Annotated in this window: 13 protein-coding genes; 9 read left to right on the forward strand and 4 right to left on the reverse strand. The window is 65.8% G+C overall.

Going from position 1 to position 22,904, the window contains the following annotated elements:
- Positions 1-245 precede the first annotated feature (245 nt).
- On the reverse strand, positions 246-1,331 hold the full coding sequence (locus C6A82_RS25435) for an HTTM domain-containing protein (protein WP_105346701.1): 1,086 nt from the start codon (positions 1,329-1,331) through the stop codon (positions 246-248).
- Positions 1,328-1,888, reverse strand: a complete 561-nt coding sequence (locus C6A82_RS25440; RefSeq protein ID WP_142405998.1) for a hypothetical protein — start codon at positions 1,886-1,888, stop codon at positions 1,328-1,330. The genes C6A82_RS25435 and C6A82_RS25440 overlap by 4 nt, the downstream gene beginning before the upstream one ends.
- Before the next feature lie 184 nt (positions 1,889-2,072).
- Here C6A82_RS25440 and C6A82_RS25445 point away from each other — a divergent pair, with 184 nt between their 5' ends.
- Positions 2,073-3,131 (forward strand): hypothetical protein, encoded by a 1,059-nt coding sequence (locus C6A82_RS25445; RefSeq protein WP_311101536.1) that lies wholly within the window; start codon positions 2,073-2,075, stop codon positions 3,129-3,131.
- Between the two features lie 1,015 nt (positions 3,132-4,146).
- On the opposite strand, the gene C6A82_RS25450 is transcribed toward C6A82_RS25445, so the two are convergent.
- Positions 4,147-5,823 carry a glycosyltransferase 87 family protein gene (locus tag C6A82_RS25450; RefSeq protein ID WP_105345964.1) on the reverse strand — a complete coding sequence of 559 codons (1,677 nt, stop codon included), beginning with the start codon at positions 5,821-5,823 and terminating at the stop codon, positions 4,147-4,149.
- 951 nt (positions 5,824-6,774) lie between these two features.
- Here C6A82_RS25450 and C6A82_RS25455 point away from each other — a divergent pair.
- Positions 6,775-6,927 (forward strand): hypothetical protein, encoded by a 153-nt coding sequence (locus tag C6A82_RS25455; RefSeq protein ID WP_158261645.1) that lies wholly within the window; start codon positions 6,775-6,777, stop codon positions 6,925-6,927.
- Positions 6,928-6,988: 61 nt separating this feature from the next.
- Here the strand turns inward: C6A82_RS25455 and C6A82_RS25460 are convergent, their stop codons facing one another.
- Positions 6,989-8,299, reverse strand: a complete 1,311-nt coding sequence (locus C6A82_RS25460; protein ID WP_105345967.1) for an adenylate/guanylate cyclase domain-containing protein — start codon at positions 8,297-8,299, stop codon at positions 6,989-6,991.
- 350 nt (positions 8,300-8,649) lie between these two features.
- Here C6A82_RS25460 and C6A82_RS25465 point away from each other — a divergent pair, with 350 nt between their 5' ends.
- From C6A82_RS25465 to C6A82_RS25495, 7 genes are read left to right on the forward strand one after another with little or no spacing between them, the layout of a single operon-like run.
- Complete coding sequence (locus C6A82_RS25465; protein WP_105345982.1) at positions 8,650-9,048, forward strand: GtrA family protein; 399 nt, start codon at positions 8,650-8,652, stop codon at positions 9,046-9,048.
- 31 nt (positions 9,049-9,079) lie between these two features.
- Positions 9,080-10,450 carry an FAD-binding oxidoreductase gene (locus tag C6A82_RS25470; protein ID WP_105345969.1) on the forward strand — a complete coding sequence of 457 codons (1,371 nt, stop codon included), beginning with the start codon at positions 9,080-9,082 and terminating at the stop codon, positions 10,448-10,450.
- The gene (locus tag C6A82_RS25475) at positions 10,451-11,245 is read left to right on the forward strand and encodes a decaprenylphospho-beta-D-erythro-pentofuranosid-2-ulose 2-reductase (RefSeq protein WP_105345971.1); all 795 of its coding nucleotides are present in this window, start codon (positions 10,451-10,453) and stop codon (positions 11,243-11,245) included.
- Positions 11,246-11,262: 17 nt separating this feature from the next.
- Positions 11,263-13,137: a galactan 5-O-arabinofuranosyltransferase gene (locus C6A82_RS25480; protein WP_105345972.1), complete on the forward strand. Its 1,875-nt coding sequence runs from the start codon at positions 11,263-11,265 to the stop codon at positions 13,135-13,137.
- Positions 13,137-16,424 carry an arabinosyltransferase domain-containing protein gene (locus C6A82_RS25485; protein WP_105345974.1) on the forward strand — a complete coding sequence of 1,096 codons (3,288 nt, stop codon included), beginning with the start codon at positions 13,137-13,139 and terminating at the stop codon, positions 16,422-16,424. Before C6A82_RS25480 ends, C6A82_RS25485 begins: the two co-directional genes overlap by 1 nt.
- A 24-nt stretch (positions 16,425-16,448) precedes the next feature.
- On the forward strand, positions 16,449-19,724 hold the full coding sequence (locus tag C6A82_RS25490; protein ID WP_105345976.1) for an arabinosyltransferase domain-containing protein: 3,276 nt from the start codon (positions 16,449-16,451) through the stop codon (positions 19,722-19,724).
- Positions 19,721-22,900 carry an arabinosyltransferase domain-containing protein gene (locus C6A82_RS25495; RefSeq protein WP_105345978.1) on the forward strand — a complete coding sequence of 1,060 codons (3,180 nt, stop codon included), beginning with the start codon at positions 19,721-19,723 and terminating at the stop codon, positions 22,898-22,900. Before C6A82_RS25490 ends, C6A82_RS25495 begins: the two co-directional genes overlap by 4 nt.
- Positions 22,901-22,904 lie beyond the last annotated feature (4 nt).

Raw genomic sequence — 22,904 nt, forward strand, 5'->3', positions numbered from 1 at the left:
CAACGAGTCGAGCAGGAAGCTGGTGCAGCGACTTCGCGACACGATGAGCGGTCTTTGGGGCGCGCCCTTGATGGCCCGCCGCGGCCGAACGTCCGCAACGACTGCGGAGATCTGGCAGCGATCTTGCACGGTGGGATGGAAAGTTCACCATCCTGACGGGCACACGCGTAACCCGCCATATCGAGTTTCTCAATTATTAGCGAGCGCGAGCATCTGGAAAGTGGGCGACAGCTCCCAGGCTGTGATCATCGCGCCCGAGCGCGACGACGCGGTGGCGCTCGCCGAGGTGGAGTTGATGCCGGCCTAAGCCGTTGACCGAACAGCGATCGGATGGAGCTACTTTCGCTCGACGCGCCATCCCCTGCCGGCAGCTTGTCGACTGGTACCGAAACCACAGGTTGTCCGTCTGTTTCGGGAGCGGCGCTGTAAGGCCCTTCGCCGGAGCGACGCAGTTTGCCGACAAGCCGTCCCACCGTTTCGGGCGGGATAAAGGCTATGTAGAGGACGAACACCGCCAGGGTGAAGAAGCCGACGGCCATGGTCACCATGATCCCGGTATGCATCAGGATTCCGGCGGCCAAGACCCATGGCCGCACCGCGCGGTTCCACACCAGAATCGCGATTGCGAACTCCAGAACGAGGGTGCCCCACGTTGCGGCGTTCATCAGCAGAGCATTAAGCCGGATGAAGTCGGGCACAGGCAGTAACACCATGTCCTCGAGACGTAGCGCGTAGGACACTGCCGTGCCTTGCGGCCAGGTGATGCCGGACAACTTTGCATTTACCGTAGCGAGGTAAATCAGTGAAACTTGGCACTGCAACAGCCGAATCGGCCAGCGCGGTCGTACCTGTGCCGACCAGAAGTCTCCCATTCTTCGGCGTTGGTCTAGCGAGAGCGCAGCGCCGCAAGGGGACAACGCGAGGAACAGGGCCTCGATGCGAATGAGCATGTCGCCGGAGTTGAACACGGTGGGATTTCGTCGGTCGAACGAGAGGATGAGGATGAAGACGACGATCGACGCGATCCTGCTGTGCCAACCGATTGTCAAGGCGATCGCGGCAAGTAGCAAGATCACCCAACCGATCAGCAGAACCTTTCCGCTAGTCCATATCTCGAACACACTCCAGCGGTAGGGGCCCACGTCGCCAGGATGCGACACCCCATCGGCCCCAAAGAATTCGTATAGACCGGTAAGTAGGGACAGAGACCAGGCGATCACCAGCGCGCCGAAGGCGATGCGGACGAGTCCCAGGGTGTAGGTGGGTTCGGGTCGGAACCAGAATGTCCGCCAAGCGTCGGACATATCGGAAAGACGCAGCGGATTGGTCATGGCCGGCCAATCAAGTGCTCGTCATACAGCGTCTCTGCGCCGACTATCCTCTCATGGCGTACGCCCGGTGGTGGCAATTGCTCTGTGCGCATGATGATCTGGACGCGGACAGGAGTCTCAGACGGATCTGTCAATTCGCGCACCACCCAATGAGCCAGGTCGGGTTGCATCGCCGGATCGCGCGGAATGTTCTCCTTGAGCTTTTGCCAGTGATACCACGCGAACGGGCCAATCAACTTGTCCCCACTGGGATTTACCCACTTTCGTGTCGTGCCGTCGTCCATGGTCACTTGCACTTCGGTGTACTCAAGTTGACGGATGACGTCCGGCGCATACATCTTCCAAACCTGCTCAAGACCCACGCTCTGCGCCACCGGCGCCAGCACCGGCAGGAGAGCGCGTTTGATTGCCGACTCCGGCAGGTTCCACGCCACGCCAATGAGCAGGATTACCGCTACCAGTCCGCTGATTACCGCTTGACCGAACATCGAGCGATCGAATTGTTGCCGAGCCGCCGACTTGGTGTGGTTGACGGCCCAGCGAGCAAAACGTCGCATCTCAGTGGCTTACCAGAACTGCCACCACGGCCGGCCACCGCTGCTTGAACCGCTGCGCTGGGCGCCAATGAACAATCCCAAAAAGGCGGTGACGAGGCCGCTGATGGTCATGGTGAATTGAGTCCACACATTCTGAATGAAGGTAACCAATGCGCCAGGCTCCGCACTACCGCTGGAACCTGCTGTGCCGCTGCTGGAACCTGCTGTGCCGCTGCTGGAGCCCGCTGTGCCGCTGCTGGAACCTGCTGTGCCGCTGCTGGAGCCCGCTGTGCCGCTGCTGGAGCCTGCTGTGCCGCTGCTGGAACCCGCTGTGCCGCTGCTGGAGCCTGTTGTTTCGCCGGTGGAGCCTGCTGTGCCGCTGCTGGAGCCTGCTGTGCCGCTGCTGGAGCCTGTTGTTTCGCCGGTGGAGCCTGCTGTGCCGCTGCTGGAGCCTGTTGTTTCGCCGGTGGAGCCTGCTGTGCCGCTGCTGGAGCCTGCTGTGCCGCTGCTGGAGCCTGTTGTTTCGCCGGTGGAGCCTGCTGTGCCGCTGCTGGAGCCTGCTGTGCCGCTGCTGGAGCCTGTTGTTTCGCCGGTGGAGCCTGCTGTGCCGCTGCTGGAGCCTGTTGTTTCGCCGGTGGAGCCTGCTGTGCCGCTGCTGGAGCCTGCTGTGCCGCTGCTGGAGCCTGTTGTTTCGCCGGTGGAGCCTGCTGTGCCGCTGCTGGAACCCGACGAACCACTCGCACCGCTCGTTGTGCCGCATTCGTCAGCGACATATTCAATCCGCACAAAACGGCCGGTGGTGTCGAACAGTCCGCTCGGGCCAAGCTTAGTCGCCAGGCCGCTGGAGCCTGCTGTGCCGCTGCTGGAACCCGCTGTGCCGCTGCTGGAACCCGCTGTGCCGCTGCTGGAGCCTGTTGTTTCGCCGGTGGAGCCTGCTGTGCCGCTGCTGGAGCCTGTTGTTTCGCCGGTGGAGCCTGCTGTGCCGCTGCTGGAGCCTGTTGTTTCGGGGCATGCCGCCGTGAGCGAGAACTGCGGGGACTCGTCAGGAACCGAGAAAAGCGCGCCACCTGTCAGCGCTAAACCGCCGGCGAACAGCGCGGCTCCAACCGCGCGCCGAGTGTGCGATGGCTCCTCAGTTGGTGCTGGAACATGCTGCTCCAAGGAATTCTGGTCCTTTTCGCTTTTGCTACTCACGTCGCTCCTTCTGCCTGGTGCACCCCTGCGCATTGGTGAGTTCGATTTGCGGCTTACGACTGCAACCTAAGGTCGGCAGCCGCTCAAAGCACGAGTAGTTGACTTCTTGTCTTCGCAGGCAATCTGCCCGCGACTTGGCGCGAACTGCAAAGGACGCGAGACGCGGGAGCGGCTGGACAAACACCCGCTGCCTGTGCCCAGCCCGAAGTCGACCGACAAACCTGACCTTTCAACACGACGAACGCACCTCGGCCGCCACCTCCCGACGGGTTGGGGCCTTTGTTAGTGACGCTGGCACTAGGCTAGGACTTTGCTGCAAACCATGTCAACAGGCGCGATACTACCCAACACCAATAAGTTGAGTTCTGCACGTTCGCGGCACCCATTTACGCGTCCGCCGATTCCGTTTCCGCATGTAGTCGGGCATCGGCGTCTCGACATTGGCGTCAGTTCGCCCACACTATTGCTTGATTGATCAAACATAGTGCCCATCCATGCATTCGAGATCAGAATCGGTTGCTGATCCGACTTCGCCCTGCTCTCGACCCCGGCGACCTGACTTCACCCACTGACGGCTTCCCGAGGCCACTCACACCGAGCCCTTTTGCTGAGTAGACGACCACTCCCGCTACGCCCTGTTCGACGACGAACGCGCCGAAATGATTGACCGCACTTGAGGCGAGGAGTCGGCCAATCGATGGGCCGAAGGTGGTTGCCCGGCGTGGTCGGATCGAACCCAGAACTCTTCAAGATGAATCAAAAGCCGGCCATCGTTCGAGCACCGCCGTCCTCTCGTGGTTTGGGCCGTGATCTTCACTCCCACAGTCGATTTCATAATCATCCCCCTCGGGCCAAGGCAACGGTGACGGCAGAGAGCGCCACGTGTTCAGGAACATGGCCGCCGAGCGCGATCCCCATCAACCGCGGCATCAGCACGTCTGCGGATTGCTCAAGGCGTCTACGTGCAGCTCTCCGGATTTGCGGCGCGGCTCCACATGTGGAGCGTCGCCAGAGCGCGATTGTCAGCGCGCCCGGCCACCAAGGTGAACCGCCCGGTTGCACACGCTTCGAATGTGTCCGCCGGATCAAGACGAGGCGACGGACCGGCGACCAGGCACTCCTTTTTCGGGGAGAAAGCTCCAGATACGGGAAGGCCGAAAGTCGGACCAGAGGGCGGTCCAGACGAGCACGAACGCAAACAGCGCCATCGAGATCCGATGGTTGGACGTGATGTCGTCGCCGGGAAGCGTCGGAGCCAGGAATGTGAACGTCCAGAACAGCGCAAAGAACACGTAGACCGCGAAGTCGCGCCATCGCTGCTCGACGGTGCGTGCCGTCGCGGCCGCGCGAAGGGCTAGCGCGGGAATTAGCGCGAGAATGCAGTAGTAGTAGTTCGACGGCAGACTGAACGTGAACATGAACACGACGCCGCCGAGGAGCGCGGCCTCGTAGGGACGACGCCTCGACGCCGCCCATACCGTCGCCGCGGCAACCACTGCCTGAAGCGGCACCACGATCGGGCGCATCGACACCCAGGTCTCGCGCAGCGCCAGATTCCACATCCGGTACCGGTCGTTTCCCTCGTGGCCGTGGAAATTCTGAAAGGGAACCCAGTCGCGAAACGTCAGGACCTTCTTCAGGCCCAAACTGAGCGGGTGATAGACGTCGTCATGTCGGCCGATGCGCATGAAAAAGACATTCCATTCGGACACCCCGAACATGATGATGCTCGCCAAGACAAACAGAACGACGATCCCGCCGAAGTAGAGCGCGAACGTGCGCAGCACCGCTCGGTACTCGGCTGAGCGACGTGCACGCACGGCGAGGGGAACCATCGCGGCGACCGCGAAGGCGACGGGGAAGAGCCGATCGCACGTGGCCAACCCGAACAGAACCCCAGCAAGGGCCCATCGTTCCTTTTTCAGGGCGACGATTCCGAGGACAAGCGCGACGACCCACATGAAGCGGAGAACGGACCCACCATTCCACGAATAGTCCGAGACGAAGCTCGCGCCGAAGAACGTCACGAAGACGAGGGCGGTGATGTTTCCGAATCCCACCCGCATCATCAAGAAGCAGACGACGAGGAGGATGAGATCGATCCCCGTCGCGACGAGATACGTCGGCCACGGGCCCGCTCGAATCGGAATCCAATTCGTCAGCGGCTGGCTGAGCACGAGGCTGCTCGGCGGCGCGTTGTAGCCGGCGTCGAAGATCACGGCATTCCAGCGGCGGTCCTCGGCCAGACGGGCGAGCTCGCGCACGTCGTCCTTGAACGAAGCCCACCGTGAGTCGGAGAATCGTGCACGCGCGCCGGCACGGCATTGAGCCATGCTCTCCTCGTCGGTCTTGTCGGTGAGAATGTCGGCAAGATCGCGGACGGGCCCCGTGATGCGCGGCGGATGGTGTTCTTCGGCGGCGATCTCCCGATCGGCCAGTGTCAAACAGTCGTAGAGCGCGAGGTAGCCAATCTCACGGAAGTACTTCGGCCCGAGGTAGTAGTGGACGAACTCATGAAAGTGGAATGGGCGGTTCTGGTGAACCTTCGTCCGAGATGGGCTCGTCGCGTTGAGATCCGCATCGACGTAGATGTCCTGAAATGAACCGTTGCGCGTCCATGACGCGATCGACGCCACGGCACACAGTAATAGGACCACGGCCGCCCATCGGCGCGCCCGCCCGCGCGTCAGAACGATCACCGTCGCCATGATCGATGCGAGGAGGACCACGAGGACTGCCGTCGTCAGCTGTGCTCCCGTCACGCCAGCTCCTCACCAGACAGTCAGCAGGCCCGCACTGAAGAGAACGAACGAATCAACATCGCCAAAGATCGCACGACGTACAGCATCGCACCCGCAAACCCAACGAAGAAGCCCGCGACGATTGCTGCGGCTTCCCCGATCGAATGACTGCCGGTAGTCGCTTTACCGGTAGTCGTCCGGCGCGACCGCGGCGCCGGTGGCCTGGCCGATCACCTTCGCCAGCTCAGCGATCAGCAGACCGCCCTCCTCGGACACGGCGGGCGCATCGGTGGGGCAAGCATTCGCGCTCGGAGATGCCTGGGAGATGTGAGGCGTTCTTCCTGTCGTCCGGGTCGTACAGGTCGATGGCGGAACTGTACGACAGCTCGGACACGAATTGCGGGTGGTGGAGGAATACCAGTTCCTGGACGTAGGGGATGGCGCCGCGTGGGGCTGGCGGTGCCTCGGCGCGCCGCCACAGGTGGTCGTTGCCGCGCAGGAATTCGCTTTAGTGCTTGACCCCGATCAGGTACAGAGTGTCGCGGGCGAGAACCAGCAGGTTGAGTTCGTGCCAGCGACCGCGATTGAAGGCACGTCGATAAACAACTCCACTAGTACGCACGGTCTGTGTCGAGGCTCGTTGGCCCATTACGTTCGACTGCCCAACGCCTGCGATATCGAAGAACATGGAGCGAATGATCGAAGTCATCGCTTATATCGCGTCGGGTCGCGGGAGTCGCTGTTGGTTCGTGCCGAACCCCGTGATCGCCTCCCGAGTCCGCAATGTGCCCACTTAAAATCCGTCCAGTGTCGGTTCGAGTCCGTCATGCATACGAAGGGAACCACCAACGGGCTACGGACCGTTGGGCGAGAAGCTGGACGCTTGATTGGCCTCGGAAAAGGCGAACCCTGCCCGCCAACTGTGCGTCGCCACGAGAACGTCCTTTCGCAATTCGGGTACCCGGCGGCACCGTGGTGTGGACCGACCCGCACGGCCGAACTCATCTGATGCGACCGGGCAACTACGGGCTGTTCCCGTCGCTGTGTCGACCCACCGCACCGGTGATCCTGTCCACCGCTGAAACGGCCGCATCAGCACTGAGCGTGCTCGCAATAGGCAACTGATCGGGTATCTCGGAGATGATTGCGCCGAAGCCTTTTCCCGCCGCCCTTCTGACGGACCGAACTACGTCGATGCGACGGCGAAGAGCTTCCACTCACCGGGCACGCCCCTCAACTCATGGGCGCCGCGGTCCTCGAACTCGAGGCCCGACCCGATAACCAGGTCGCGCAGTGTGCTGGACACGAGCACATCATTCGCTCTGGCCAGAGCGGCTACGCGTGCACCGATGTGAACACCGATGCCGCCGATGTCTTCGCCGCGCACCTCGCACTCACCGGTATGCAATCCGGCGCGCACCTCGATGCCTAACGCCTGCACTGCATCGCGAATGGCCATGGCGCAGCGGATCGCCCGCTGCGGGCCGTCGAACATCGCCAGGAAGCCGTCACCGGACGTGTTCACCTCACGGCCACGGAACCGCGCGAGTTGTGCCCGCACAACGGCGTCGTGGGCGTCAAGCAAGGCATGCCAGTCACGGTCGCCCAACTCCGCCGCCCGGCGCGTCGACTCAACGATGTCGGTGAACAACACCGTCGCCAGCACCCGATCATCGGCCACATCGGCCCGTTCGCCAGTGAGGAATTCCGCGATCTCTTTGAAGGACTCGCGCCATGGTTCGACGAAGTGGTACGTGTTGCGGCCCGGCAGCTCAACATATTTCGCGCCATCGATGCGGTCGGCGACGAACCGGCCGCCTTCCGGTGCGGACAACGGGTCGTCGGTGTATTGGATGACAAGCGTGGGAACGCGGACGCTGGGCAGAATCTCGCGTGCGCTCAATCCTGTGGTCAGCGGCAACATCAACGCCACAGTTCGTGGGCTCGCCGTCAGGCGTTCCTCTCGTGCCCACGCAGCCCGGATCTCCTCATTCCACGGCATGTCCGGATTGACCAGGTGTTGCAACTCGCCGGTGCCCCACGTGGCGACCAACGTGTCGATGGCTTCGCCTTGCGCCGCCGTTCGATCCGGCGGATCCACGTGGCCGTTGAGCACGACCAGCCCAGCGGTGCGCGACGGATGCGTGCCGGCGAACAGCGCCGCTGTGGCGATCGCGCCCGGATACGTGACGAGAAATGCTTCGCGACTCCCGAGGTCGTCGAGCACCGCGGTGATGCTGTCGGCCCATTGCTCCAACGTCGGCAGCGCTTCGGCGGTGACGGGATCGGATGCACCGGTGCCTGGCTGATCGAAGAAGATCAACCGGCCGAGCGATGTCATCGCCTCAACCCACCCCTGAGTCGACGGCAGCTCCGGGAAGAGCTCACAGCATGTGAACCAGTTCGACACGAACACGATGTCGCGCTCACCCGCGGGCGACGCGCGATAGGCGACCCGCAAGTCCCCATTCAGCGCGTACCGCGTCTCCGAGAACACCGGAGAAGTGTTTCAAAGCTCAGCGCCGAGATTTGACGAACCGCACAACGAAATAGATCGCGACTGCCGTACAGGGCAGCGCCAAGAAGAGCGGGCCCATCCAATCCGGCGCGGGCTCATTCATTGCGGGGAAGACGCGCGAGCTTCGTCAGCGAGGCACCCAACACCATGAGTACCGCGATCGCGATGAGTTCCCAATGTTCCCGGATCCATTTGGCGACCCGCGCCGTAGCGCTTCGGATCCTCGAACGGGTTCTGCTCGTTGATTCCAGGTCGAGGTCGTCCTCCATCAGCGGATGAACCCACCCCAGAGGCCTCCTGAGTAGGCTGCCCGGGTGACCGAGCCCCCGATGCAGCCGAACCTGAGTCTGATGACGCAGATATGGCGGTTCGTCGTCACCGGCGGATTCTCGGCCATCGTCGACTTCGGGCTCTACGTCCTGCTCTACCGGTTTGCGGGCATGCAACCCGACCTGGCCAAGGTCATCGGCTGGATCGCAGGCACCACCACCGCATACCTACTCAACCGACGCTGGACCTTCCAGGCGCCGCCCAGCACCGCAAGGATGGCCGCCGTCTGGGGCCTTTACATCACGACCTTCGTCGTGCAGGTCGGCCTCAACCACTTCTTCCTGCGGCTACTCGACTACACACCGACCGCTGTGGTCGTCGCGTTCGTCATCGCCCAGGGCACCGCGACCGTCATCAACTTCGTCGTGCAGCGGGCGGTCATTTTCCGGCTGCGATGAGCCGAAGGCACCGCACGGTACCCTCGTCACGATGTTTCCGACCACCGCACGACGCCTGACCGGCTGGGGTAGAACCGCCCCGTCGGTGGCCGCGGTGCTGTCCACCCCGGACCAGGAGCTGATCGCCAAGGCGGTCGCTCAGGCGGCCGACGGCCGCTCGCGCGGCGTCATCGCGCGGGGATTGGGACGGTCCTACGGCGACAACGCCCAGAACGGCGGCGGCCTTGTCGTCGACATGACCGCGCTGAACAAGATCCACTCGGTCGACCGTGAAAGCCACCTCGTCGACGTCGACGCGGGCGTGAACCTCGACCAGCTCATGCGCGCCGCCCTGCCGCTCGGCCTCTGGGTCCCCGTGCTGCCAGGCACCCGCCAGGTCACCGTCGGTGGGGCCATCGCCTGCGACATCCACGGCAAGAACCACCACAGCGCGGGCAGCTTCGGCAATCACGTGCGGTCGATGGATCTGCTCACCGCCGACGGCGAGATCCGCCACCTCACACCCGACGGCGCCGACTCCGAGGTGTTCTGGGCGACCGTCGGCGGCAACGGGCTGACCGGAATCATCGTCCGCGTCACGATCGAGATGACGCCGACCGAAACCGCGTACTTCATCGCCGACGGCGACGTCACCTCCGGCCTCGACGAGACGATCGCCTTCCACAGCGACGGCAGCGAGTCGAACTACACCTATTCGAGCGCCTGGTTCGACGCCATCAGCGCTCCGCCGAAGCTGGGCCGCGCGGTGATCTCCCGCGGCTCTCTGGCCACCGTCGAGCAGCTTCCCAAGAAGCTGCAGGCCGATCCACTGAAATTCGATGCGCCGCAATACTTCACCGCACCCGATATCTTCCCCAACGGCCTCGGCAACAAGCTCATCTTCGGTGCGATGACCGAACTCTGGTACCGCACGGGTAAGACCTACCGCGGCAAGGCCCAGAACCTGACGCAGTTCTACCATCCGCTCGACATGGTCGGCGAGTGGAACAGGGCCTATGGCTCAGGCGGATTCGTTCAGTATCAGTTCGTCGTGCCCACCGAGGCTGTCGAGACGTTCAAGAGCATCATGGTCGACATCCAGCGCTCCGGGCACTACTCGTTCCTCAACGTGTTCAAGCTGTTCGGGCCCGGCAATAATGCGCCGCTGAGCTTCCCGATTCCCGGCTGGAACGTGTGCGTCGACTTCCAGATCGGACCTGGCCTCAACGAGTTCCTCAACGAGCTCGACGGTCGCGTCCTCGAATTCGGCGGCCGGCTCTACACCGCAAAAGACTCACGTACCACCGCCGAGACCTTCCACGCCATGTACCCGCGCATCGACGAGTGGATCGCCGTGCGCCGCAAGGTCGATCCCGACGGCATCTTTGCCTCGGACATGGCCCGACGTTTGGAGCTCCTGTAGATGGTGTTCGACGCCACCGGTAATCCGCAGACCATCCTGCTTCTAGGCGGGACGTCCGAGATCGGACTCGCGATCTGCGAGCGCTACCTGCGCAATGCGGCTGCCCGCGTCGTGCTGGCCGATCTGCCCAACCACCCGAAGCGCGACGACGCCATCGCACAGATAAAGGCTGCGGGCGCGAAGTCCGTGGACTGGATCGACTTCGACGGAACCGACACCGACAGCCATCCGAAGGTCATCGACGAGGCTTGGCGCGGAGGCGCCACCCCAAGAGACGTCGATGTCGCAATCGTGGCCTTCGGCCTGCTGGGCGACGCCGAGGAGCTGTGGCAGAACCAGCGCAAGGCCGTGCAGATCGCCGAGATCAATTACACCGCCGCTGTTTCGGTGGGTGTACTGCTCGGCGAGAGGATGAAGGCGCAGGGTTTCGGGCGGATCATCGCGATGAGTTCGGCGGCCGGCGAACGGGTTCGGCGGTCCAACTTCGTTTACGGTTCCACCAAGGCCGGACTCGACGGCTTCTACCTCGGCCTCGGAGAGGCGTTGCGGGAGTTCGGGGTTCGGGTGCTGGTGATCCGGCCCGGTCAGGTGCGCACCACGACGACTGTCGAACACTGGAAGGCCACGGGTACCAAGGAAGCGCCGTTCACTGTGGACAAGGAGTACGTCGCCGAGTTGGCGGTCACGGCATCGGCCAAGGGCAAGGAACTGGTATGGGCGCCGGGTGCGTTCCGGTACGTGATGATGGTCCTGCGACACATTCCGCGACCCATCTTCCGCAAGCTCCCCATCTGAGCACCTGCGGGTCGATGATGCGGGGCGCGCTGGCCGTGCTCGGTCAGATGGCGGTGGCGGTCGTGGTCGCGGTCCTCGTCTCGGCCGTCGCGATGACGGCGATCGCCCAGGTCCAGTGGCCCGCATACAACTCCTCCAACCAGCTGCACGCGCTCACCACCGTCGGCCAGTTCGCTTGTCTGGCAGCAATACTTGCCTCCGGATGGCTCTGGCGGCGGGGCAGACGTCTTGTGGCTCGCGCCGGCGCACTGGTCTTCCTGTCGGCGTTCTCGGTCGTCACGCTCGCCATGCCACTCGGCGCCACCAAGCTCTACCTGTTCGGCATCTCCGTCGATCAGCAGTTCCGCACCGAGTACCTGACCCGGCTCACCGACACCGCCGCGTTGCGCGACATGACCTACTTCGGCCTGCCGCCGTACTACCCGGCGGGCTGGTTCTGGGTCGGCGGGCGGGCAGCGGCACTGACCGGCACACCGGCGTGGGAGATGTTCAAACCGTGGGCGATCACGTCGATCGCCATCGCGATCGTGCTCGCTTTTGCCCTGTGGGCGAGCATGATCCGGTTCGAGTATGCGCTGATCGTCTCCACCGCGACGGCCGCCGCGACCCTGGCCTATTCGCCCGCAGAGCCGTACGCCGCCGTCATCACCGTCCTTCTGCCACCGGTGCTCATCCTGGCGTGGTCGGGATTGCGCGGCCGGACGCGAGCAGGCGGATGGGCGGCGGTCGTCGGCGTCGGCGTCTTCCTCGGCGTCGCCGCGCTGTTCTACACACTGCTGCTCGGCTACACCGCATTCGCCGTGGTCATCATGGCCGTAATGCTCGCCATCGCGCGCCGCAGCGCCGAACCCCTTCTGCGACTGGTCCTCGCCGGGCTGATCACCGGTGCGATTGCGCTGATCGGTTGGCTGCCATACCTATTGGCGGCGGTCAGCGGGAAAGCCGCAGATTCCGGCACCGCGACCCACTATCTGCCGCCCGACGGCGCGCAGCTGTCCTTCCCGATGCTCGAGTTCACGCTGCTCGGCGCGCTCTGCATGCTGGGCACGGTGTGGCTCGTGGTACGGGCCCGCAGTTCGACGCGCGCGGCGGGCCTCGCGTTCGGCGTGGTCGCCGTCTACGCCTGGTCGCTGCTGTCGATGCTCTCCACGCTCGCCGGCTCCACCCTGCTGTCGTTCCGGCTGCAGCCCACCGTGACCGTCCTGCTGACCGCGGCGGGCACCTTCGGGTTCATCGAACTGACCCTCGCCCTGGCGCGCCGGTACAGCCCCGATGCGACACAGCGGATCGTCGTCGCCGCAGGAGCCGTCGGCGCGCTCGGCGCGATGACGTTCGCCCAGGACATCCCCGACGTGCTGCGCTCCGACATCGTCGTCGCGTACACCGATACCGACGGCGACGGCCAGCGCGCCGATCGTCGTCCGCCGGGTGCTGAGAAGTACTACCGCGAGATCGACACCAGGATCTCGGAGGTGACCGGAAGGCCCCGCGCCGAAACCATCGTGTTGACCGCCGACTACAGCTTCCTGTCGTACTACCCGTATTACGGGTTCCAGGGGCTCACGTCGCACTACGCCAACCCGCTCGCCCAATTCGCCGAGCGCGCGGCGGCCATCGAACGCTGGGCCACCATCGAGCGCCCCGACCAGTTCATCGCCGCACTCGACAGCCTGCCGTGGCAGGCGCCGACGGTGTTCCTCATGCGTCGCGGCGGCGCGGGCGATTCGGCCGACACCTACACACTGCGGCTGGCCGAAGACGTCTATCCGAACCAGCCCAATGTGCGTCGCTATCAGGTGCCGCTCGACGCCGCACTGTTCGACGACCGGCGATGGAGCGTCTCCGACATCGGGCCGTTCGTCTTGGCCATCCGCCTACCCGAGGGCGGATGATGGCCGTCGACACGTCGCCCCAGCCGGGCCAATTACCATCAACCCCCGTGGTCGGCGACGGGGCGAAGGGAACCAATCACCGCACCGCGCGGTTGGTCGCCGTCGTCACCGGCCTGCTCGGCGCCGCGCTGGCCGTCGCGACCCCGTTTCTGCCCGTCAAGCAGACGACCGCGCAGCTGAACTGGCCGCAGAACGACGTGCTGCAGAGCGTCAACGCCCCGCTGATCGGCTATGTGGCCACCGACCTCGAGATCAGCGTGCCGTGTTCGGTGGCCGCCGGCCTCGCCGGGCCGGAGAACGCAGGCAGGACCGTCCTGCTGTCCACCGTGCCGAAGCAGTCCCGAAAGGCCGTCGACCGCGGCCTGCTCATCGAACGGGTCAACAACGACCTGCTCGTCATCGTCCGCAACACCCCGGTCGTCAGCGCTCCGCTGCAGCAGGTCCTCAGCCCCGCATGCCAGAAGCTGACGTTCACCGCGCACGCCGACAAGGTCACCGGCGAGTTCGTCGGCCTTGTTCAGGGACCCTCGAACAATCCAGCCGACGATCCGGGCGGTCCCCTCCGCGGTGAGCGCAGCGGCTACGACTTCCGGCCCCAGATCGTCGGCGTATTCACCGATCTGGCCGGGCCCGCACCTCCAGGTCTGACGTTCTCGGCGACCGTGGATTCCCGCTACAGCACGTCCCCGACGCTGCTGAAGCTCATCGTGATGATCGTCGGTGTCGCGATGACGGTCGTCGCACTCGGTGCGCTGCACGTCCTCGACACCGCCGACGGCATGCGACACCGGCGATTCCTCCCACCGCGATGGTGGACGGTCCGGCCGTTGGACGCTCTGGTGATAGCGGTGCTGGTGTGGTGGCACTTCGTCGGCGCCAACACCGCCGACGACGGCTACATCCTGACCATGGCGCGGGTCTCCGAACACGCCGGTTACATGGCCAACTACTACCGGTGGTTCGGCACGCCGGAAGCGCCGTTCGGCTGGTACTACGACCTGCTCGCGCTGTGGGCGCAGGTCAGCACTCACAGCGCATGGGTGCGGCTGCCGACGCTGGTGATGGCGATCGTCTGCTGGTGGGTGATCAGCCGCGAGGTGATCCCGCGGCTCGGTCACGCCGTGAAGACCAACCCGGCGGCGAAATGGACGGCCGCGGGCATGTTCCTGGCGTTCTGGCTGCCGCTGAACAACGGTCTACGACCCGAGCCGATCATCGCGCTGGGCATCCTGCTGACCTGGTGCTCGGTCGAGCGGGGCGTGGCCACCAGCCGAGTGCTCCCGGTGGCGATCGCGATCATCATCGGCGCGCTGACACTGTTCTCCGGCCCGACCGGAATCGCGGCCGTCGGCGCGCTGCTCGTCGCCGTCGGGCCGCTGAAAACCATTGTCGCCAGCCATACTTCGCGATTCGGCTACCTCGCGTTGCTCGCACCTGTGCTGGCCGCGTGCACGGTCACCATCATCCTGATCTTCCGAGATCAGACCTTCGCCGCTGAAATACAGGCCAGCACGTTCAAGTCGGCCGTCGGACCGAGCTTGAGCTGGTTCGACGAACACGTGCGCTACGAGCGACTGTTCATGGCGACCCCCGACGGGTCGGTCGCGCGCCGGTTCGGTGTCCTCACCGTGCTACTCGCTCTGGCGGTTTCGGTGGCGATGACTCTGCGCAAGGGCAGAATTCCCGGCACCGCTGTGGGGCCCAGCAGGCGCATCATCGGCATCACGATCATCTCCTTCCTCGCGATGATGTTCACGCCGACCAAGTGGACGCATCACTTCGGGGTTTTCGCGGGCCTTGCCGGATCGCTCGGTGCGCTCGCCGCCGTCGCGGTCACCGCCGCGGCGATGAAGTCCCGGCGCAACCGCACCATGTTCGCCGCGGCCGTGCTGTTCGTGATGGCGTTGTCGTTCGCCAGCGTCAACGGCTGGTGGTATGTCTCCAACTTCGGTGTGCCGTGGTCGAATCAGTTCCCCGAGTGGCACTTCGGCTTCACCACCATGCTGCTCGGTCTTGCCGTCGTCGCGCTTCTGCTGGCCGCCTGGTTCCACTTCTACGGTCACGATCGATCACCGCCCGATAAGAGCGGTCGCCGGTTGGCGCGAATCCTACAGTCGCCGTTGGCGATTGCCGCATGGCTGCTGGTCGTGTTCGAGGTGCTGTCACTCACGCTCGGCGTGATCGATCTGTGGCCTGCATGGTCGAACGGCCGATCCAATCTCGGTGCCATCGCAGGGAATCGCTGCGCGCTCGCCGACTACGTGATGGTCGAGCGGGATCCCAACGCAGGCATGTTGACGCCGGCGGACGGTGCGCCTGCCGACGCCCTCGCGGGCTCCACCACGGAGGGATTCGGGCCCAACAACATCCCGACCAACCTGTCGGCGGACGAAGTCATCGGAGGTGGACCGGGGACGTCGAGCAACTTCGCCGACTCGGCAGAGGGCGACGACGACGAGACCAGCCAGAGCGGCACAGAAGGCGGCACAACGGCCGGCGTCGGCATCAACGGTTCCCGCGCGCGGCTGCCGTTCACCCTCGACCCGGCCCACACCCCCGTCATGGGCAGCTGGCGCAGCGGCACGCAGCAACCGGCGGTGCTCCGATCCGCGTGGTACCGGCTTCCCGCCGACTGGGCCGAGCGCGATCGGTCCTCGTCCATCCTCGTCGTCGCCGCGGCTGGACGCTTCGATGCAGGCGACATCGTCATGCAATGGGCGGATGACGACGGCGAGCCGAACGGCAGCGTCGGGTTCGCCGACGTCGGCGCCCCGCCCGCGTGGCGCAATCTGAGGGCCCCGCTGTCCGCCATTCCTCCCGATGCCACCCGGGTGCGGCTGGTCGCCACCGATGACGATCTCTCGCCGCAGCACTGGATCGCGGTCACCCCGCCGCGGATCCCGCAGCTGCGCACGCTGCAGGACGTCGTCGGCTCGCAGGACCCCGTGCTGCTGGACTGGCTGGTCGGCATGGCCTTGCCGTGCCAGCGCCCCTACGACCACCGCAACGGTGTCATCGAAGTGCCGAAGTGGCGCATCACGCCGGACCGGTTCGGTGCCGAGGCGAACTCGCCGGTGATGGACAACGTGGGTGGCGGCCCGCTCGGCATCAGCGAGTTGCTGCTGCGCGCGACGACGTTGCCGTCGTATCTGAAGGACGACTGGTTCCGCGACTGGGGCGAGCTGCAGCAGTTCACGCCGTACTACCGCGACGCAGAGCCGGCGCGGCTTGATCTCGGTTCGGCCACGCGAAGCGGGCTCTGGAGCCCGGCGCCGCTGCGTTATTAGCGACGTCGCCTAACATCGACCCTCGTGCCACGCGACGAGACCGAGCGGACCCGAGGCTCCGCCATCGCCCGGCTCGTCGCCGTCGTCGCGGGCATCGCAGGAATACTGCTGTGTGCACTGGTCCCGCTGCTGCCGGTGAAGCAGACCACCGCCACCATCAACTGGCCGCAGCAGGCATCGGGCATGGTCACCGATATCACCGCCCCGCTGGTGTCCGGCGCTCCGCAGGCCCTCGACATCTCGATCCCCTGCCAGGCCATCGCCACGCTGCCTGCCCAAGGCGGTGTCGTGCTGTCCACGGTGCCGCGTGAGGCGACCGAGGCGACCAAGGGCGCGCTGTTCGTCCGCGCCAACGCCGACACGGTGTTCGTTGCGTTCCGGGATTCGGTGGCGGCGGCCGCCCCCAGGCCCGCGGTGGCCGCGGGCAACTGCAGCGTGCTGCACATCTGGGCCACCACCGGGCAGGTCGGCGCCGACTTCGTCGGGATCACCGGTTCCGCAGGGACGCTGGCCCCGGAGAAGAAACCTCAGGTCGTCGGGATCTTCACCGACCTCAGGGCGGCGGCATCGAGCCCGGGCCTGTCCGCGCGCATCGACGTCGACACCCGTTTCATCACCACACCGACGGCGCTGAAGCTGGCCGCCATGGTGCTCGGCGTCGTGCTGGTGCTCGCCTCGATCGCGGCCCTCGCGGTTCTCGACAGGGCATCGGGCAGAGCCGTGCCCCGCGCCTGGCGGCGCTTCCTTCGCGCCGGGCCCGTCACGTGGCTCACCGACGCCGGGGTGGTGGGCACCCTGCTGCTGTGGCACCTCATCGGTGCGATCAGCTCCGACGACGGTTACAACCTGGCCATCGCGCGGGTGTCGGCGGACGCCGGCTACACGGCCAACTACTACCGGTTCTTCGGCGCGAGCGAGGCGCCGTTCGACTGGTACCAGAGCGTGCTCGCCCAACTGGCGTCGATAAGCACCGCCGGGGTCTGGATGCGGCTGCCCGCCACCGCCGCGGCGATCGGCACCTGGTTGATCATCAGCCGGTGCATGCTGCCCCGACTGGGCAGGCGGGTCGCCCTCAACCGGGTCGCGGTGCTCACCGCGGGCGCGGTGTTCCTCGCCGCGTGGCTGCCGTTCAACAACGGCCTGCGACCGGAACCGATCATCGCCTTCGGCACCGTCGCCGCGTGGGTGCTGGTGGAGAACGCCATTGGCACCCGCAGGCTGTGGCCGGCGGCGGCGGCGATCGTCATCGCGGTGTTCAGCGTCACCACCGCCCCGCAGGGTCTCATCGCGCTTGCCCCGATTCTGGTCGGCGCCAGGGCCATCGCCCGCCACATCCGATTCCGCCGCCCGATCGACGGATTGGTCGTTCCTCTTGCGCCGCTGCTTGCCGCCATGTCGCTGATCTTCGTCATCGTCTTCCGGGATCAGACGCTGGCCACCGTCGCCGAGGCCGCGCGCATCAAGTACGTCGTCGGTCCCACGATCGCCTGGTACCAGGAATTCCTGCGCTACTACTTCCTCACCGTCGAGGACAGCACCGACTCGTCGCTCACCCGCCGGTTCGCCGTGCTCGTGATGCTGCTGTGCCTCTTCGGAATGATCACGGTGCTGCTGCGCCGCGGACACGCACCCGGCGTCGCGTCGGGTCCGGTGTGGCGTTTGATCGGCAGCACCGCGGTCGGGCTGCTGCTGCTCACCTTCACCCCGACCAAGTGGGCCGTGCAGTTCGGCGCCTTCGCCGGGCTGGCGGGCGCACTCGGCGCGGTGACCGCATTCGTGTTCGCGCGCGTTGGCCTGCAGACCCGACGCAACCTCGTGGTGTACGTGACCGCGTTGTTGTTCATATTGGCTTGGGCCACATCGGGTATCAACGCCTGGTTCTACGTCGGCAACTACGGTGTGCCGTGGTTCGACAAGCAACCCGTGATCGCGGGCGTGCCTGTCACGTTCATCTTCCTGGCGCTCGCGATACTGACCGGCCTTCTGGCGGGCTGGCTGCACTTCCGGATGGACTACGCCGGGCACACCGAGGTCGCCGACACCGGTCGGAACCGCGCGCTCGCGTCGACCCCGCTACTCGTGGTGGCGGTGATCATGGTCGTGCTCGAGGTGGGCTCGATGGCCAAGGGCGCCGCCGGGCGCTATCCCGTCTACACCACCGCCAAGGCCAACGTCTCGGCGCTGACCTCCGGCCTGAGCAGCGCCAGCTGCGCGATGGCCGATGACGTACTGGTGGAAACCGACACGAATGCCGGCATGCTGCAACCAGTTCCGGGCCAGCGCTTCGGCAAGTACGGCCCGCTGGGCGGCGAGAACCCCGTCGGGTTCAACCCGAACGGCGTCAGCGACACCCTCGAACCCTCCGAGCCCGTCGTCGCCAACCCGGGAACCGTCAACTCCGACGGCTCGCCGAACAAGCCGAACGCCGGCGTGGGCTACGCCGCGGGCGCCAGCGGCGGCTACGGACCCGAAGGCGTCAACGGGTCGCGGGTCTTCCTGCCGTTCGGCCTCGACCCGAAGCGCACGCCGGTGATGGGCAGCTACGACGAGAACACCGTCGCGGCCAAGGCGACCTCCTCGTGGTACCAACTGCCGCCGCGCACGCCGGACCGCCCGCTGGTGACAGTCGCTGCGGCAGGAGCGATCTGGTACTACGAGGAAGACGGCTCCTTCAACTACGGTCAGTCACTCAAGCTGCAGTGGGGCGTGCACCGGCCGGACGGCTCCTACCAGGCTCTCGGGCAGGTTCAGCCGATCGATATCTTCATGCAGAAGGCGTGGCGCAACCTGCGTTTCCCGCTTGCGTGGGCGCCGCAGGAGGCCAACGTGGTTCGCCTTGTCGCCGACGACCCGAACCTGTCCACCGACCAGTGGTTCGCGTTCACGCCGCCGCGTGTGCCGGTCCTCGAGACGGCCCAGCAACTGCTCGGCTCCGACGCCCCTGTGCTGATGGACATCGCCACCGCGGCGAACTTCCCGTGCCAGCGGCCGTTCTCCGAACACCTTGGCGTGGCTCAAGTTCCGGAGTATCGAATTCTTCCGAACCTCAAGCAGACAGTGGTGTCGTCGAACCAGTGGCAATCCTCCGAGGACGGCGGCCCGCTGCTGCTCACCAAGGCGCTGCTGCGGTCCGACAGCGTGCCGTCCTATCTGCGCGACGACTGGTACCGCGACTGGGGTGCGATCGAGCGCTACTTCCGGTTGGTGCCCGAAGCCGAGGCTCCCGACGCCGCCATCGATCAGGGTTCGGTGACGGTGCGCGGCTGGACGCGTAGCGGCCCGATCAGGGCGCTGCCATGAGCGATATCAGGGCCACCCGTTGGGTGGCGACGATCGCGGGCCTGATCGGCTTCGTGCTGTCTGTGGCCACCCCGCTGCTACCGGTCGTGCAGACCACCGCGACGCTGAACTGGCCGCAGAACGGCCAGCTGAACGACGTTACGGCGCCGCTGATCACGCAGGTGCCGGTGACGATGACGGTGACGGTGCCGTGCGACGTGGTCCGCTCGCTGCCACCCAACGGTGGCACGGTGCTTTCGACGGCACCCAAGGGCGGCAAGCAGGCAGCCCTCGCCGCGCTGTTCGTCAACGTCAACGCGCAGCGCGTCGACATCACCGACCGCAACGTCGTCGTCGCGAGCGTGCCGCGCTCGCGCGTCGTTGCCCCGAATTGTCAGCGGATCGAGATCACCTCGACCGATGCAGGCACGTTCGCCACCTTCGTCGGGCTCACCGACCCGACCACCGGAAAGGAGCAGCGCACCGGCTTCAGCGATCCCAATCTGCGCCCGCAGATCGTCGGCATCTTCACCGATCTCGTCGGCCCCGCACCGCCCGGCCTTTCGGTGTCGGCCGCCCTGGACACCCGGTTCTCCACCAAGCCAACGGCTTTGAAGCTGGCCGCCATGCTCGGTGGAATCGCTGCCACGATCATCGCGCTGCTCGCCCTGTGGCGCCTCGACCGCCTCGACGGCAGGCGGATGCACAGCCTGATCCCGGCCCGCTGGCGCACCTTCAGCGCCGCCGACGTCGTCGTGGTGGGCACGTTCCTGCTGTGGCACGTCGCAGGTGCCAACTCGTCTGACGACGGATACATCCTCGGCATGGCGCGCGTGGCCGACCATGCCGGCTACATGTCGAACTACTTCAGATGGTTCGGCAGCCCCGAGGACCCGTTCGGCTGGTACTACAACCTGCTGGCGCTGATGACCCATGTCAGCGACGCGAGCATTTGGATGCGCCTGCCGGATCTGATAGCCGCACTGGTGTGTTGGCTGCTCCTGTCGCGAGAGGTGCTGCCGCGGTTGGGGCCTGCGGTCGCCGCGTCGAAGCCCGCGCTCTGGGCGGCGGGCCTGGTCCTGCTCGCGGCGTGGATGCCGTTCAACAACGGTCTTCGTCCCGAGGGGCAGATCGCCGTGGGCGCGCTGATCACCTATGTACTGATCGAGCGGGCCATCAGCTCGGGGCGGATGACACCCGCTGCGCTTGCCGTGATCGCCGCGGCGTTCACCCTCGGGATCCAGCCGACCGGGCTGATCGCGGTGGCCGCACTGCTGGCGGGCGGACGCCCGCTGCTGCGCATCCTGGTGCGCAGGCACCACATCGTCGGGACCTGGCCGCTGATCGCGCCGCTGCTCGCCGCGGGCACCGTGGTGCTGACCGTGGTGTTCGCCGACCAGACGCTGGCGACGGTGTTGGAGGCGACGAGGATTCGCACCGATATCGGTCCGAGCCAGGCGTGGTACACCGAGAACCTGCGCTATTACTACCTGTTCCTGCCGACGGTGGACGGCTCGCTGTCGCGGCGGTTCGGTTTCATGGTGGCGGTGCTGAGCCTGTTCATCTCGATGTTCGTGCTGTTGCGGCGCAAGCGGGTTGCAGGCGTTGCGCGCGGTCCGGCCTGGCGCCTGATCGGCATCATCTTCGGCACGATGTTCTTCCTGATGTTCACCCCGACCAAGTGGGTGCATCACTTCGGCCTGTTCGCCGCGGTCGGGGCGGCGATGGCGGCGCTCGCCACCGTACTGGTGTCGCCTGCGGTGCTCCGCTGGTCACGCAACCGGATGACCGTGGTGACAGCGGTGCTGTTCGTGATGGCGCTGTGCTTCTCGTCGACCAACGGCTGGTGGTACGTCTCGAGCTTCGGGGTGCCGTTCAACAACGCGATGCCGAAGATCGCCGGAATCACCATCAGCACAATTTTCTTCGTGCTGTTCGCAATCGCCGCGATCTACACCGTGTGGCTGCACTTCGCGCCGCGCGAGCGCGGCGGCGGCCGATTCGCCCGCGCGCTCACCGCTGCGCCGATTCCGCTTGCCGCGGGCTTCATGGTGATGGTGTTCGTCGCCTCGATGCTCGTCGGCGTCGTGCGCCAGTACCCCACATACTCGAATGGATGGGCCAACCTGCGCGCATTCACCGGCGGCTGCGGCCTGGCCGACGACGTGCTCGTCGAACCCGACACCAACGACGGATTCATGGCGCCGCTGCCTGGTGACTACGGTCCGCTCGGACCGCTCGGCGGCGAGAAGCCAGTCGGGTTCTCCCCTGGTGGCGTGCCCGATCGCATTGTCGCCGAAGCGATCCGGCTGACGCTGCCGATGCCGGGCACCGACTACGACTGGGACACGTCCGCCAAGCGAAAGACCGAGGGCGTCAACGGCTCGAAGGTTCCGCTGCCCTACGGCCTCGACCCGGCCAGGGTACCGATCGCGGGCACCTACGCCGAGGGCGCGCTGCAGCAGCAGAGCAAGCTAGCGTCGGCGTGGTACCAGCTGCCCGCGCCTGACGACGCGCATCCGCTCGTGGTCGTCACCGCGGCGGGCACCATCGCGGGTAACAGCGTGCTCAACGGGCACACCGACGGGCAGACCGTCGAACTGGAATACGCGATGCCGGGTCCCGACGGTGCTCCGGTGCCCGGTGGCCGGCTGGTACCCGACGACATCGCCATTGCGCCGTCGTGGCGCAACCTGCGCTTCGCGCGCTCTCAGATTCCCGCCGATGCGGTCGCGGTTCGTGTTGTGGCCGAGGATCTCTCGCTGACACCCGGGGACTGGATCGCCGTTACCCCGCCGCGGGTGCCCGAACTGCGGTCGCTGCAGGAGTACGTCGGATCGCAGCAGCCGGTGCTGATGGACTGGGCGGTCGGGCTGGCGTTCCCGTGCCAGCAGCCGATGCTGCACGCCAACGGCGTCACCGAGGTGCCGAAGTTCCGCATCACGCCGGACTACACCGCCAAGAAGCAGGACACCGACACCTGGCAGGACGGCCGCAACGGCGGGCTGCTCGGTATCTCCGATCTGCTGTTGCGCGCCCATGTGATGGCCACCTACCTGTCGCGGGACTGGGGCCGCGACTGGGGGTCACTGCGCAAGTTCGAAACGATAGTGGAGGCCGAGCCGGCGCAGCTCGACTTGGGCACGGCGACGCGCAGCGGGCTGTGGAAGCCCAACAGGATTCGGGTCGGCGCGTGAGCCC

Origin of the sequence: Mycobacterium sp. ITM-2016-00318 (genome assembly GCF_002968285.2) — a bacterium.
Lineage (GTDB): Bacteria > Actinomycetota > Actinomycetes > Mycobacteriales > Mycobacteriaceae > Mycobacterium.